This window comes from Pseudarthrobacter sp. NPDC055928, from assembly GCF_042270935.1.
In the GTDB taxonomy this organism is placed as follows: domain Bacteria; phylum Actinomycetota; class Actinomycetes; order Actinomycetales; family Micrococcaceae; genus Arthrobacter.
The window spans coordinates 21,925-36,311 of sequence record NZ_JBHJZH010000017.1 but is presented as its reverse complement, the minus strand read 5'-3'; the positions used below and the strand labels follow the sequence as shown (position 1 = coordinate 36,311).

At 64.7% G+C, this 14,387-nt stretch carries 14 protein-coding genes; 3 read left to right on the top strand and 11 right to left on the bottom strand.

Annotation, left to right across the window (positions count from 1 at the left end):
• The first annotated feature begins 161 nt into the window (after nt 1-161).
• A complete protein-coding gene (locus ACFC25_RS18660; protein ID WP_376047918.1) occupies nt 162-2,996 on the top strand; it encodes a glycoside hydrolase family 3 C-terminal domain-containing protein in 2,835 nt (944 codons plus the stop codon).
• 78 nt (nt 2,997-3,074) lie between these two features.
• Here ACFC25_RS18660 and ACFC25_RS18655 read toward each other — a convergent pair whose 3' ends face one another.
• Together ACFC25_RS18655 and ACFC25_RS18650 are read right to left on the bottom strand one after the other, a co-directional pair.
• Nucleotides 3,075-4,007, bottom strand: a complete 933-nt coding sequence (locus ACFC25_RS18655) for a threonine/serine dehydratase (protein WP_376047915.1) — start codon at nt 4,005-4,007, stop codon at nt 3,075-3,077.
• A 173-nt stretch (nt 4,008-4,180) separates the two neighbouring features.
• Complete coding sequence (locus ACFC25_RS18650) at nt 4,181-5,068, bottom strand: helix-turn-helix transcriptional regulator (protein WP_376047912.1); 888 nt, start codon at nt 5,066-5,068, stop codon at nt 4,181-4,183.
• 142 nt (nt 5,069-5,210) lie between these two features.
• On the opposite strand from ACFC25_RS18650, the gene ACFC25_RS18645 reads away from it, so the two are divergent.
• Nucleotides 5,211-6,713, top strand: coding sequence for an MFS transporter (locus ACFC25_RS18645; protein ID WP_376047909.1), 1,503 nt, complete (start codon nt 5,211-5,213; stop codon nt 6,711-6,713).
• On the opposite strand, the gene ACFC25_RS18640 is transcribed toward ACFC25_RS18645, so the two are convergent.
• Together ACFC25_RS18640 and ACFC25_RS18635 are read right to left on the bottom strand one after the other, a co-directional pair.
• Nucleotides 6,710-8,155: a cation:dicarboxylate symporter family transporter gene (locus ACFC25_RS18640; protein ID WP_376047906.1), complete on the bottom strand. Its 1,446-nt coding sequence runs from the start codon at nt 8,153-8,155 to the stop codon at nt 6,710-6,712. The genes ACFC25_RS18645 and ACFC25_RS18640 overlap by 4 nt on opposite strands.
• Before the next feature lie 134 nt (nt 8,156-8,289).
• The gene (locus tag ACFC25_RS18635; protein WP_376047903.1) at nt 8,290-8,676 is read right to left on the bottom strand and encodes a hypothetical protein; all 387 of its coding nucleotides are present in this window, start codon (nt 8,674-8,676) and stop codon (nt 8,290-8,292) included.
• Between the two features lie 133 nt (nt 8,677-8,809).
• On the opposite strand from ACFC25_RS18635, the gene ACFC25_RS18630 reads away from it, so the two are divergent.
• Nucleotides 8,810-9,394 (top strand): thymidylate kinase, encoded by a 585-nt coding sequence (locus ACFC25_RS18630; RefSeq protein ID WP_337349057.1) that lies wholly within the window; start codon nt 8,810-8,812, stop codon nt 9,392-9,394.
• 5 nt (nt 9,395-9,399) lie between these two features.
• On the opposite strand, the gene ACFC25_RS18625 is transcribed toward ACFC25_RS18630, so the two are convergent.
• From ACFC25_RS18625 to ACFC25_RS18595, 7 genes are all read right to left on the bottom strand, one after another.
• Nucleotides 9,400-9,777 (bottom strand): ArsR/SmtB family transcription factor, encoded by a 378-nt coding sequence (locus tag ACFC25_RS18625; RefSeq protein WP_376047900.1) that lies wholly within the window; start codon nt 9,775-9,777, stop codon nt 9,400-9,402.
• Nucleotides 9,737-11,023, bottom strand: a complete 1,287-nt coding sequence (locus ACFC25_RS18620) for an MFS transporter (protein WP_376048035.1) — start codon at nt 11,021-11,023, stop codon at nt 9,737-9,739. The genes ACFC25_RS18625 and ACFC25_RS18620 overlap by 41 nt, the downstream gene beginning before the upstream one ends.
• 120 nt (nt 11,024-11,143) lie before the next feature.
• On the bottom strand, nt 11,144-11,542 hold the full coding sequence (locus ACFC25_RS18615) for a cupin domain-containing protein (protein ID WP_337349055.1): 399 nt from the start codon (nt 11,540-11,542) through the stop codon (nt 11,144-11,146).
• A 192-nt stretch (nt 11,543-11,734) separates the two neighbouring features.
• Nucleotides 11,735-12,385 carry an ATP-binding cassette domain-containing protein gene (locus ACFC25_RS18610; RefSeq protein ID WP_376048033.1) on the bottom strand — a complete coding sequence of 217 codons (651 nt, stop codon included), beginning with the start codon at nt 12,383-12,385 and terminating at the stop codon, nt 11,735-11,737.
• Between the two features lie 41 nt (nt 12,386-12,426).
• On the bottom strand, nt 12,427-13,059 hold the full coding sequence (locus ACFC25_RS18605; protein WP_376047897.1) for a hypothetical protein: 633 nt from the start codon (nt 13,057-13,059) through the stop codon (nt 12,427-12,429).
• 257 nt (nt 13,060-13,316) lie between these two features.
• Complete coding sequence (locus tag ACFC25_RS18600; RefSeq protein WP_376047895.1) at nt 13,317-13,946, bottom strand: hypothetical protein; 630 nt, start codon at nt 13,944-13,946, stop codon at nt 13,317-13,319.
• Nucleotides 13,947-13,955: 9 nt separating this feature from the next.
• Entirely contained in the window at nt 13,956-14,315 is a 360-nt protein-coding gene (locus ACFC25_RS18595; RefSeq protein WP_376047892.1) for a hypothetical protein, read from the bottom strand.
• Between the last annotated feature and the right edge of the window lie 72 nt (nt 14,316-14,387).

Sequence of the window (14,387 nt, the reverse complement as noted above, 5' to 3'; positions counted from 1 at the left end):
GTCGAATCGCTTCGATTAACGATCAGCGTAGAGCATCCCGATTTCACCCGCAAGACTCAAACGTGTTGCATGTCACAGGGCGCGATGCCACACTGGATGTCGATGCATTTGTAGAAGCGTTTAAACAACCCGTCGTACAGTCACCGCCGATTGGACCCACCGTGCCCCCTGCCGCTTCAGCCTCCACCGCAGCCATCACCAAGGCGCAAAGTCTTCTGGACTCGCTCTCCCGTGACCAGAAGATCGCCATGCTCCACCAGCACGCGCCCGCCGTCGAATCCCTGGGCCTGGCCCGGTTCCACACCGGAGCCGAGGCGGCACACGGAGTTGCGTGGCTGGGCCCCGCCACGGTGTTTCCGCAGCCTGTGGGCCTGGCTGCCAGCTGGGATGAGGACCTGATCCGCCGGGTGGGCACCGCGGTCGCGCGCGAGGTCCGGGGCAAGAAGGCGGTGGACGCCACTGTGAGCACCAACGTCTGGGCTCCGGTAGTGAACCCGCTGCGCCACCCGCTCTGGGGCCGCAACGAGGAAGGCTTCTCCGAGGATCCGCACCTCACCGCTGCACTGGCCGGAGCGTACTGCGCTGGACTGAAAGGCGATCATGAACGCTTCTGGCTGACGGTGCCCACGCTGAAGCATTTCCTGGCCTACAACAACGAGGCAGACCGGAACGTTTCCAGCAGTCAACTGCGGGCGAGGGTGCTGCACGAATACGAGCTTCCGGCCTACCGCGGCCCCATCGAAGACGGCGTGGCCGGCGCCGTCATGCTGTCGTACAACCTGGTCAACGGCCGGCCCGCCCACGTCTCGGACCTGGTGGCCGGCGAGCTGCGGCAGTGGCGGAACGGCGAGGACATCGCCATCGTCACAGACGCAGGTGCCCCGTCCTCGCTGTACACGGCGGAGAAGTATTTCGACGACGGCCCGTCCGCCTACGCGGCTGCCCTCCGCGCCGGGGTGGACAACTTCACCGAGGATAGCGACAACCCGGAGCCTTCCCTCAGGCACCTGCACCAAGCTCTGGACCGCGGGCTGATCACCGAGGCGGACATCGACCGCGCCGTCCTCCGACTCCTCACCCTGCGGGAACGGACCGGCGAATTCGAACCCGACGGCGGCCCATATGGCGCCCTCGGCCCTGAACTCGTGGGTGATCCGGCCCACGTGGCGCTGGCCCGGGAAGCGGCCCGGAAGTCGGTGGTATTGCTCCGGAACGCACCCGCTGCCGGCACGGCGGATCCCCTGCTTCCGCTTGGCCCGAATCCCGGAAAGGTTGCCGTGATTGGCGCCCTGGGTTCCACGGTACTCAGCGACTGGTACAGCGGCACCCTGCAGGATGAGGTCAGCATCTTCGAAGGCCTGTCCGCGCGGTACGGCGGCGTTGTGGCGGAAGCGGGCGTAGATTTGGTCTCCCTCCGGTGCGTCCGGACCGGCACCTACCTCGGCGCCGGCAACCCCAAAACCTCCCTCACTGCCGGTGCTGCCGCGCCAGGGCCGGACGAAGCGTTCCAGCTCAAGGACTGGGGCGACGGCGAATGCACCCTGCAGTCCCCCGTCACTGACAAGTTCGTAACCGCCGACGGCTACTACCTGAGCGCATCAGCGGCCAGGGTGGGCGGCTGGGTGGTGCAGGAAACGTTCCGGCTGCACCCGGGAGTGGACGGGACGGTGTCCATCCAGCACATCGGCACCGGCAAATGGGTCCGGATTGAGGCGCACACCGGAAGCGCAGCCCTGTCCGCCGGGACCGAAGAAGCAGCGGACCGCTTCGCCCTGCGGACCGTCCGCTCCGGCCAACAGGCCGCCCGGGAGGCTGCCGCCGCGGCCGATGTCGCCGTCGTAGTAGTAGGGAATGATCCGCACCTGGGCGGCCGGGAAACCATCGACAGGGCCACGCTGGCACTGCCAGAGCCCGAGCAGGAACTCATCCGGCTGGTCCGGGAAGCGAACCCCCGGACCGTCCTGGTGATCGTCTCCTCCTACCCCTACGCGCTGGGACCGCTGGCTGACACTCTTGCCGTTGTGTGGACCTCGCACGGCGGCCAGGAACTGGGCAATGGCCTGGCGGACATCCTCAGCGGTGACTTTGAGCCCACCGGACGGCTGGCCCAGACCTGGTGGCAGCGCGACGAGGACCTGCCAGGCATCCTGGACTACGACCTCATCTCCTCCCACAGCACGTACCTGTACAGCACCGCCGAGCCGCTGTACGCGCTGGGCCATGGCCTCAGCTACAGCCCGGTCAGCTACGAATCCGCTGTGCTGGCGGGCGACGGGCTGTCGGGCTTGCTATCGGACGGCGGTATCGACGTGGTGGTGCGCAACACCGGCACGCGGACCGCGCACGAGCTCGTGCAGGTCTACGCCGCCTCCCCGGGGCACCGTTTCGAGTTCCCGCGGCGACTCCTGGTGGCGTACTGCCGGGTCGAGCTGGCACCCGGCGAGCGCCGGACCGTGCGGATTCCGGTGCCACTGGAGCGGCTGGCCACGTTCAGCGTCACGGCCTGCCGGATGCTGGTGGAGCCGGGGACGTACGAACTGATGGTCGGTCCGTCGGCCAACTGCCTGCCTCTGGGTGTCGAGCTGTCCGTGAGTGGTGAGGGAAGCGGTCCGCACCAGCGCGGTGCCTGGATCCGCGCCGAGCTTTTTGACGAATGTTCCAACCTCGCGCTGGTGCCGGAGACGCCGCTGGCTGGCACCGCCGTCGCGCCTTGCTCACCGCAGGAAAGTGCGACGGCGGTCTACCGCGGCTGGCAAGGCAACACGCCTGAGTGCGTGGCGCTGCGGCTCACGGCCTCCGGTCCCGGAAGGGTGGCCGTTCAGTTGCCTGGGCGCGGCGGCACGTGGACGGATTCCGCGGAGGCAACCGTTGATCCCGGGTTCGACGGCGAACTGGCACTGGTGCTGGCCAGCGGTGCGTTGGACGGCGCCGGCCTAGAGGCCGTGCGGATTGTCCTGGCCGGTCCGCTGACAATGAGCGAGCTGCAGGTGGCCTGACGGCGCGGGTGCCCGGGCTTAGGCTCGTCCTCGAACCGCGTCACTAGGCCCGGCGCCGGGCCACCCTGGGTGGTCCGCCTACAGGGTGGCCGGATCGGTGTTGGCGCCGCAGAGGATCACCGCAACGCGCTCCCCAGCCGCGGGAACATAGGCACTGGCGTGCAGCGCGGCGAATGCTGCCGCCGCACCGTGTTCCACCACGAGGCGGTACTCATCCCAGAGCCGGCTGCGGGCGGCGACTATATCGGCGTCGGACACCAGGACGCTTTCGACGCCGGTCCTGACGGCTACGGCAAACCCAATGCCGCCGATGCTGCGGGCTCCCAGGGAGTCGGCGGCGACGCCGGACACCGCCACGTCCACGGGATGCCCGGCTGCGAGCGCCGCATGAAGCGTGGGGGCGGTTTCCGGCTCGACGGCCACCACCTTGGCGCGGCCTTCAACGGCTGCCGCGATTCCGGCCATCAGCCCGCCGCCGCCCACTGCCACCAGCACGGTATCCACACTGCCCAGTTGGTCCAGCAGTTCGGACCCCACAGTGCCGGCGCCGGCAGCGATCTCAGGCTGGTCGTAGGCGTGGCAGTACACCGCCGCGGTTTGTGCGGCATGGGCGACGGCGGCCTCGTAGGCCACGGCATATTCGGCGCCGCCCTGGATCACGGTGGCGCCGATGGCCTTGAGCTTCCGGACCTTGACCGCGGGCGCCGACTCCGGCACAAAGACGGTTGCCGGGACACCGAGTTGGGCTGCGGCATACGCGTTGGCGAGCCCGGCATTCCCGCCGGAGGCCACCACCACCCCCACGTCCGGGTGCAGTTCCCCTCGCTCCTTGCTGGCGAGGATCCTGTTGAGCGCGCCGCGGGCCTTGAAGGTGCCGGTGTGCTGCATGAACTCGCATTTGAACCAGACCGGGCCCGGAAAGGTGCCAGGGTCCGCTTCGAGGACGGGTGTCAGTCGGGTGAGGCCTTTGATCCGGGCAGCGGCCTGGTCCACATCGGCGCGGGTGATCACGAAGGACTCCTGGGTAGGGCTGGTGGGCCACTCCAGCCTAGCGAAGCCATCGATTGCTCCGATAACGCCGTTTTGAGCCCTCTAAAGGGCGTTACCGGAGCACTCGTTGGACCTCGCCGTCCCGGGTTCATGTGTCGACGGCGACTGGGCGTCGATTTACCTTTGTGCCTGTCTCAGACTGCCTGGCCAAGTTCGCCTCCTTCCCGGGCAAGGGTCAGGGAGGGACGCTGCAGCCTGTCGAGTGCTGCCGCAGCCTGGCTGCCTGGTTCGGCGGTGTAGGTGAGGATGCGGTGGCCGGAATCATCCGGCATCGTCAGGACCTCGAATCCCAACTCCAGGGCGCCGAGTTGCGGGTGGTTGAGTGTCTTATGCCCTGACATGCAGTTCTCCACCGGGTGTTCAGCCCACATTGTCGCGAAATCCGGGCTCTTGAGGGTCAGCTCCCCAACGAGGGCGGCGAGCCCGGCGTCGTCAGCGAACCGTCCGGAAAGCAGCCGCAAGGAAGCGACTGCGCGGCTGGCCTCCGCCCGCCACTGCGGATAGAGGCTGCGGGTGGCCTCGTCGAGGAAAAGCATCCGCGTCAGGTTCGGCCGTTCGGACGGTATGCCCGGGGCGTAGAAGTCCAGATGGGAAGCAACCAGCCTGTGTCCGGCCTGGTTCCAGGCGAGGACTTCGGTGCGTTTGCCCAACACAACAGCCGGAACCGGCCCCATGGAATCGACCAGGCGCTTCGTTCCTGGCCGGACCTGGTCAGGACGGTTCCGGGAGGCTTTCGGTGTGCGGCGTTTGTGACCGGAGAGGTCGGCGAGGTGTTTTCGTTCGACCTCGGTCAGGGCCAGGGCCCGGGCGAGGGAATCGACGACGGCGTCAGAGGCGTTGAGATGCTGGCCCTGTTCCAGCCTGGCGTAGTAGGTCACGCTCATGCCGGCGAGCATAGCCACTTCCTCCCGTCGCAGCCCGGGTACGCGGCGGGTGCCGTAGTCCATCAGCCCGACGTCCGCCGGGGTCAGGGCAGCGCGTCGTTTGCGGAGGAAGTTGCCCATGGCTGCCGGTTGGTTCATACCTGTGAGTATTCACGAACATTCCCGAACGTGGGTAGCACTGGCAGTGCTACCCACAACACGGCGTGGCTGTTCCTGTCCGGCGTCGGCAGGGTTGAGAGGAAAACCCGCCCCTGCAGTTTAGTGATTGGATCCTTCCGCCATGACAGCACACCAGAGAACACGCCTGCCGCAAACCACACCCCCAGAGCCGGCAACCGTGGCACTTCAGCAAAGTTCCCTCCGGATGACCGGACGGCAGCGGCTGATCATGGTGCTGCTGTTGACGGCAAGTTTCACCCTCGCGGTGGACTTCTCCATCCTGAACGTCGCGCTGCCGCGGATCGGCGCGGACGTAGGGTTCTCCCTGGAACACCTGCAGTGGATAGCGACGTCCTTCGCCCTGTGCGCGGCTGGGTTTACCTTGTTCTTCGGCCGGGTCGCTGACCTGTTTGGCCGCAAACGGCTGTTCATCACCGGCATGGCGCTTCTCGGGATCGGTTCACTGGCAGGTGGGCTCGCCACCGACCCCGGGCTGCTGCTCGCCGCCCGCGCCGCCCAGGGCCTGGCCACCGCCGCGGTGACCCCGGCTGCGTTGTCGCTTCTCACCACCTCCTTTCCGGAGGGTCCGCTGCGGGACAAAGCACTCGGCCTGAACGGCTCGCTGATGGCCGCGGGGTTCACCGCCGGCGCCGTCCTGGGCGGGCTGCTGACCGATCTGTTGTCCTGGCGCTGGGCGTTCTTCATCAACATTCCCATCGCCATCTTCGTTCTGGTCCTCGCTCCGAAGTTCCTCACCGAGTCCTCCCGCGGGAACAACACCAGGCTCGATGTCCCGGGCGCTTTCACGGTCACTCTCGCCCTGCTTTTGCTGGTCTTCGGGCTGACCACTGCCGGTGAAAAGGGCTGGGCCGAACCGCTCGCCTGGGCGCCGCTGGCAGCGGGCCTGCTCCTTTTCGTGGTGTTCTTCCTTATCGAGAAGAACACGGCCCACGCGCTCGTGCCTGTGACCATCCTTGGGAGGAACAACATTGCCTGGGGCAACATCGCCGGGATCCTGGCCTTTGCCACCGAAACGTCCCTGGTGTTCGTGCTGACCCTCTACCTCCAGCAGGTCCTTGGCTACACGCCGCTCGGGGCTGGACTCGCCTTCGCCGTCCTCGGCGCCGGCACCGTGGCAGGCGGGATCATCGCCCCTCACCTGATCGGCAAACTCGGCACCAAGAAGACCATCATCAGCGGCCTCACAGTGCAGGCCGCCGCCACTGGATCGCTGCTCTTCCTCAACACAGACCAGGCCTCCCTGACCATCGTGCTGATCGCAACGTTCGTCGGCGGCGTCGCGAACCTCGCAGCGATTGTCGGATTCATGGTCACTGCCACCACGGGGCTCCCCAACACCGAACAGGGCCTCGCTACCGGACTGACCACCATGAGCCAGCAAATCGGAATCACCATGGGAATTCCCGTCATGAGCAGCATCATCGCGGCGACCCTGCTCCAGTCCGGTGACGCCGGACCGGAGCAGGTGCTGGCTGCGGTGCTGCCGGCAATCGGAATCAACGCCGGCCTCTGCCTCGCAACAGCGGCAACCGTCGGGTTCTTCCTCCGCGCGCCCGCTGAACACGAGCTCGCTGAACAGCGTCCGTTGAACGCAGGCTCCTAGCGGACCCCGGCGGCCGTGGTGGGAAGGGCCGGCGCTTCGCTGCCAGCTTCCATGCCCGCCGTCGGAACGTCCGCCGTCGTGCTTTCCCGTGCTGGACTTTCGGCAGGCTCCCCATCAGGCAACTCGCCACGGAAGGCGCGGAGCATGGCTTCGCGGTCGAACTGGCCCTCCCATTTGGCCACCACGAACGTGGCCACGCAGTTGCCCAGGAGATTTACGGAAACACGCATGGAATCCATGAGCCGGTCGGCGCCGAGCAGCAGCGCAACGCCGGCCACCGGGAAGATGCCCAGGGCACCGGCGGTGGCGGAGAGCGCCAGGAACGCGGAACCCGGGACGCCGGCCATGCCTTTGGAGGTGAGCATCAGGATGCCCAGTGCGGCCAACTGCTGGCCAAGGTCCAGGTTGTGCCCGAAAGCCTGGGCAAGGAAGAGCAGGGAGATGGACAAGTAGAGGGCGGCGCCGTCGAGGTTGAAGGAGTAGCCCGTGGGAACCACCAGGCCCGTGGTGGCGCGGGAGCAGCCGGCGTTGGTCAGCTTGGTCATGATGCGGGGCAGCACCGATTCCGTGGACGCGGTGCCGAGCGCCAGCAGGAACTCCTCACGGGAATACTTGATGAACTGCCAGAGTGGGACGCGCGGATACACCCAGGCCACCACGAACAGGAGTCCGATGAAGACGATGGCGGCGCCGTAGCAAGCGGCGATCAGGAGCGCGTAAGTGCTCAGCGAACCCAGGCCGTACTGGCCGATGATGAAGGCCATGGCCCCGAACGCACCGATGGGCGCCACACGCATGACCCAGGCCATGATCTTGAAGAAAAGTTCCAGGACCGTCTCCAGCAGGCTGATCACCGGCATGCACCGCTCACGGCCAACCACCACGATTGCGGCTCCGAAGAAGACCGAGAAGCAAAGCACCTGCAGCAGGCTGTTGTTGGCGAAGGCTCCCACGACGCTGGTGGGGATGACGCCGAGGAGGAACTGGCCGGCGTCCTTGGGCGGCGCGGTGCCTGTCTTGGCGTTAAGGGCATCCTGGGACAGCGCACTGGGGTCGATGTTGAGTCCTGCGCCCGGCTGGACGATGTTGCCGACCACCAGGCCAAACACCAAGGCGAACAGGGTTGCTGCCGTGAAGTAGACCAGGGCCTTCACCCCCACCCTGCCCACTGCTTTGACGTCGCCCACCGCCGAGATGCCGGTGACAATCACCAGGAAAATCAAGGGGGCGATGATCATTTTGATGAGCTGAATGAAGCCGTCGCCCAGCGGACGCAGGCCTGACCCTATGTCAGGCCAGAAGTGTCCTATACCGATTCCCAGGCACACGGCGATGAGGATCTGGAAAAAGAGGGAAGTGTAGAACGGCTTCTTCGTCCGGGCCGGAACTGCAGGCGCCGGAGCGCCGGATGCTGAGGCCGCAGGGGCGGAGGGAGGAATCATGGCGTCGCCTATCAACGTAGGAGCGGCAGGAGGCCGCTTCGGTCATACGCAACGCTAGGGATACAGTGTTTCGCGCAGGATAAATCCGTAGTACGGAAATGTTTAACCGCAAAATGGAAAAGTTGGCCGTTTGCTCAGTTCAGGGACAGGATCAAGTAGAGGGCCGTGAGGACCACGACGGTTGGTGTCATGACCAGGCGCTCCGGTTTGCTGCGGGAGATCCCGTTCAGCACGATGCCCAGTGCGAAGTAGCCTGTCAGGACCCAGCAGGTGACATCCGTGAAGCCCTCGCTGACCAGCGGTGCGGCCAGGCCGGCCTTGGCCAGAGCCACGTAGGCGATAAGGACGTAGAGGACAATGGAGGTGGCGCTGCCGATCCGGAGCTTGGTGGGGAGCACGTTGTGCTGGCCGCCCCAGGCAAACCTCCCCAGCGGCGCTCCGGCAATAAGGGCCGCCTGGAAGATGGCCAGAGCGGCCAGAATTGCGCACGCGGCGATGGCGGCAAGCTGAACAATGGGCATCTGGAGGCACACTCCTGTTGTCACTGGCATGCCCCTGCAGGCAAGCATCGGGTTTCAGCTTATTGTGACCTCCGCCGCATGGCGGGATGATCACACCGTCCCTACCGTTAAACCATTGGCGAAAGGAGGCCACGTGCTTATTGTCTTAACCGGAATCGACGGCTCGGGAAAATCCACGGCCGCCCGCGCCTTGGTGTCCTCGGTCCAGGCCGAAGGCAGGAATGCCTTGCTGCTCAGCAACCACGCCGGCCGGCGAAGCATGTCCTTACTGGCCCAGCGGCTGGGCATCCAGTGGCCGCACCGCCTTGCCGACGCCGCGGAAACCACCCTTCGATTGGTCAACGTTTTGATCTCCCACGCCAAGGCAAGCCGGTTCGATGGCCTGGTGATCATGGACCGCCACCTCCACTGCCAACTGGCCCTGCGTACTGCCAAGGGTTTGCCCCGGGGCCGGCTGCTCCCGTGGCTCCTGTCCGTTCTGCCCGCACCCGATGCAGTGGTGTACCTGGACGTGGAGCCGGCGTTGGCGCACCAGCGCATCGTGGCCCGCGGCACCGACGCGGAGACCTTGGAGGATCTGGAGGGCTTGCGTACCGCCTACCGTTCCATGCCTGAATATCCGGGCTTCGTGCAGCTCGACGCGAACTGCCCGCCGGCCGAAGTGGTGGCCCGCCTGGCCCGGATCGTGGGCAAGGAGGCCGCGGCTCTCAGCTGCTAGACCTGCTACTCATGGACGGGTTCGCCGGTGACCCGATGGTCTGCATGGTTGATGGTTTCCTGGATCAGCCGGATCAGGTGCCCGTCGTGGAGGGAGTAGATGACGTGCCGGCCGTCCTTGCGCGTGTCCACCAGCCCACTGAGGCGGAGTTTGGCCAAGTGCTGGCTGACTACGGTGCGGGGCGCGTTTACCTCCACAGTCAGTTCGGTGACTGTCTTCGGTCCTTGGGCAAGTTGCCAGAGCAGGTGCAGCCTGGTGGGTTCGGCGAGCATCCTCAGTGTTCCTGCGGCGGTTTCCAGCAGGTCCATCCCCGGCGCGACCGCGTGGACAAACGAGGGTTCCTCAGCGGGCGCCCGAAGCGCGCTGCTTGGCTGACTGCTCAACGGATTGCTCCTCGGTCTCGGGCTGGCCTCTCCCGTAACGGCTGTGGCGGGGCCAGGACAGGAAAGCTCCTGCACTGCCTAGTATCGCAAGGATTGTCAGTGCGAATGCAGCCCAGCCCAGCCCGGCAGCCGCCCCAACCCACCCGGACAGGGGGTAGGCGACGATGTAACAGGCGTGCGAGAGGGAGAACTGCGCCGTGAAGACATAGGGGCGGGTCTCCTCGGTCGACGCCTCGCGAAGCAGTCGGGACGACGGCGTGAGGATGGCGGAGTTCCCCGCGCCCAGCAGGAACCAGAGCCCCAACAACCACCACCATCCCGCTTCAGGAGACGCCCGCAAGATGGCCACGGTGGCGCCTGCCAGCGCGATAGGAATGACGGCTGCACCGGTCAGCATGACACGCCGGTCCCCCGCCCGCTCAAGCAGGCGTGGCGCAGACAGTGCCACCACCATGGAGCCGATGCCGAAACAGGCCAGCGCCAAGGCCAGGTCCGCGTCGGGCCGGTGCAGCACATCGCGGACGTAGACCACGGTATTGACCAGGACCAACGCCGTAGGTGCCGCAACCACCACGTTCAGCGCCAACAGCGAGCGCAGGCGCCGGTTGGCCCAAAACAGCCTGGTGCCCAGGGTTGTCCGGTGCCACACAGACATGGTGAGCCCCTTGACGACGTCGGCCCGGGGCAGGGTGGTGATCATCACCATTGCGGCGGAGAACAGGAACCCGGCCACTGTGCCCAGGAAGAGGTTGTTGTAGCTGATAAGGGTCAGCAGCAACGCGGCTGCGGCAGGACTGACCAGGGCTTCCATGTCATATGCCAGCCGGGACAGGGAGAGCGCGCGGGTGTAGTCCCGCTCATCCCTTAGCACGCTCGGAATCAGCGACTGGAAGGCCGGCGTGAAGGCCGCCGAGGCGGACTGCAGCAGGAAAACAACCACGTAGATCTGCCAGGCCTCGGTGATAAATGGCAAACACAGGGCCATCGCCGCCCGAACCAGGTCCGCGCCGACCAAGACAGGCTTCTTGGGCAGCCGCGCCACCATGGCATTGATCACCGGGGCAAGCCCCACATAGGCCAGCATCTTGATGAGCAGGGCAGTGCCCATCACGGCCCCTGCGTTGCTGCCCGCAAGGTCAAACGCGAGCAGGCCGAGCGCCACCGTCAACACGCCGGTGCCCACAAGGGCCACGACCTGGGCTAGAAAGAGCCTCCGGTAGGTTGCGTTGCTGAGGACCGAGAGCATCGTCACCTTCTGTGCATAGGTGCACGTATGTGCACCTATGAGCCTAAGTGTGATGGCGCTGGCAGCGCAACCGCCCCGCAGGCATGCTGCAGGTCCCGGTGCCTGGATTAGGGAGCAGCCTTAGATCAGCGCGTGCATCCCGTGGCTGCGGGGCCGCCCGAAGGACGCGGCGCCCAGGAATTCGATGGCAACGAACGGCTCATCGCCCACCACCCACTCATCGTGCCCGGGAGGGAGCGCATAGGTGTCGTTTGCGTGGATTGTGGAGCGCACGCCGTCGGCCGTTTCAATCTGGAGCGAGCCGGAGACGCAATAGCCGAGGTGGTTGTGCTCGCAGAATTCAGTCATCTCCGCGGGCTTGGCGGACTCGGACCAGCGCCAGCCTGGCGCTAGGATCAGCCGGGCCACGGAGTAGTCATCAACGGTGACAAGGTCGAACTCCGCCTTGTCCGGGCACCGCTTCCTGTCTGGAATATCAAAGGACTTTACTGCCAAAGCTCTGATGAAATTTGCGGTCATGAGGACACTGCCTAGAGATCAGATGGTGAGGCCTGGCGGCGAACCAGGCGATGGGTTCGGATACCGACATGCGGTGAAGTTGCGGAGACCTAGTAATCGCATGCGCTTTCTAGCCCCGACGCATACTCAGCCAGCAGACCCTGCTGGTGTATCTCTAAAGGTATCCCTACGGCACCTGAAGTCAATGGGAAATTACGACGGCGGTGCTGCCGCCCTCCTTGCGGCAGCACCGCTGTCGGCGGCCGCGTCAAGGCTTCCGCCTCGCATGCCGCTAACTGCCTGGGACTTGAGATCTTCCAGCCGGACTGTGACCGCTTCCGGGAGCTGGTCCTGAAGTGAATGCGTCACGATGACCACCAGCTTGGATTCAGCCCAGCGTCTGATCTCCTCAACCATGTAGGCCACTCCTTCCGCATCAGTCCCGTTGAACGGTTCGTCCAGGACCACGCAATCGAACTGGCCGACGGTGTTCATGATGTACCAGAGCTTGCGCGCATTTCCTGTGGACAGGTTCCCTGCGTTCTCGTCGAGCCACGGTTCAATCCCCAGTTGGATCGCCCGCAGTATCTCGAGGCCAGGATCCATATCTCGGGCAATACAGGCGAAGACGAGGTGATCCCGAGCAGTCATCTGGGCGAACAGTGCTGCTGCAGATCGACAAACCCTCCGCCGGTTCCTGCCTTCAGGGTCATTGGCGCTCGTGCCGTTGACCAGGACTGTTCCGAACCACGGAGACAGATAGCCGCTGGCCAGTTCTACGAATGTCGATTTTCCGGATCCGTTCTTGCCGTGTAAGTGGATCAAGGCAGGCCCAGTGAATGTGAAGGAGACGTTTTCGTACACAGGGCGCTCGGCCGTATAGCCCGCAATCACGCGATCAAAGATTATCGTTGGGAAAGAATTCTGCGTTGCAGGCAAATCTTCGCACCTCCAGTTAGAAGAGCTGTATAGACGACGGCGGCAATGGCTGCGGGGACGCCGCCGAGGAGACAGAGTCCGAGTACAGGGACGGCAAGCATCAGGGAAATGAACGCTGCCGCCAGGGACATTTCCATGGAGCCGTCGGCCTGTCTGACTTTGACCTTGCTGTAGGCGTTTCCAATGATGTTCCCGGTTGCAATTGCCCACGGAATCAAGAGCGCCGCAAGCGGCAGGACGCCAGTCGCAGCCCAGACAATACCTGCAATTGGCGGTGCCCCAAGCAGCACCAGCAGCAGTGACTGAGTCATGATCACGGCCCACACAAGGGATCGGACTCCGAATCCGGATTCCCATCCATACCTCAGTTGGGGGAGAAGGCCGACCGGATTGTTTGCCTTGGACAAGAGTTCGGACCCGACAACGCTCACCATGAAAACTATGCAGGCTCCCGCGTTCTGAATTCCGGGGACCTCCCGAAGGAAATCCGGCCCGACGCCGCCCAAACGGACGCCGATGGCGGTGGCAGCAGACAGAAGGAGGCAGATCCCTATTCCACGGAACAGAGCAAATGACTTATCCCTGACAAGGTTCACCATCAGGGCTCTCCAGAGCATGGGGACTGGCGTTGCCGTCTTCGACGAGTACTCTTTGACGGGCCTGGGCACCCGTGCTGCCACCGGGAACGAATGCCTCTGATCGATCCAACGTTCCGGATTGTGAGGAAGGAGAACACGACGACGGCGATTCCCATCGCCGTCGCGATCCAGTACCCCTCAGCGCCGGTTGCATTGGGGCGTAGGTCAACCCCGGGTCCTGCTCGCTTCAGCGCAAGCAACCCTCGGGCAAGCAAGACTCAAAGAAGCGCGGCAAGGAGACAGGCTCCAACGAAGACGGCGGACCCTGCGGCCTGACTCGATGTGCGCGGGTCAGTTGCGGCTAGCCTGGAACTCAAGGCAAGCCAGGCCGCGGCTAAGGCGAAAGGAGCAACCAAGAGGGCCAGAGCCAGTGGCCCGCCGCCTCCACCCTCCTCGTGCACAACAACCCAGGCCGCCGTACAGACGGCGCCTGACAAACCAAACAAGAGGACAGCCCGCGGACCTGCCTCGGCCAGGAACACGTGGTGCATCGCAACATCCGTCGCCCGGTAGAGCTCCCCGTTTGGATTGAACCGAACGGCAAATCTCCGGCTGCTGAGTGCTTCACGTGCCAGAGCACCAACGGAGAGGTACAGACAGACGACGAGGGCCAGCGCGACAACTGTAATCCGGGCACCGCTGCTCGCGTAAGTTCCCTCGCCACTGTCGACGGACAATGCTTCCCGCAGCAGCCGCATCACAAACAGCGATCCGGCCAGAACTGCGAAGACTAAAACGACGCCGGTGCTTACGCCTAGGACCATGAGTGTGCGAATGGATACCGGCCATCCCGTGACTGCCAGCAGGCGAACCCCCGTGAATTTGTAAGCCGCTCTGAGACTTCCCATTTCTGACGCCTAAAGACGATTGACGGATTTGCTTTGAGACGACTCGGCGTCCACTATGAGAGCCATCACGCCGATCCCCATCGTCCCGATCGTCCAGAGCCACATCGGAAGCGAGCCGGGGAAGCCAACGGTCGAGTCACCCATGAACACGCCGCTACTGAGCCCGCAGACCAGGAAAAGAACTGCGTCACGCTTCGGATTCCGCTTTGTGGCGAGCACTGCGAACATGACAACTGCCCCGACGGCCAAAGATGTCCACGCAAGCAGTGGAGTTTTCGGTTCGTGAAGGAGCCCAACGACGATGCTGCCCGCGATACAAGCGAGCACAAGCGCTGCGATCGTAGTGCGGATAGGTGGTGTATAGATCACGACCGGGACCTTCCTTCGTGGCCGGAACCAAGCGGCAGTTGCCGGCGAGTTAACAACTGCCGCTTGGGCGAT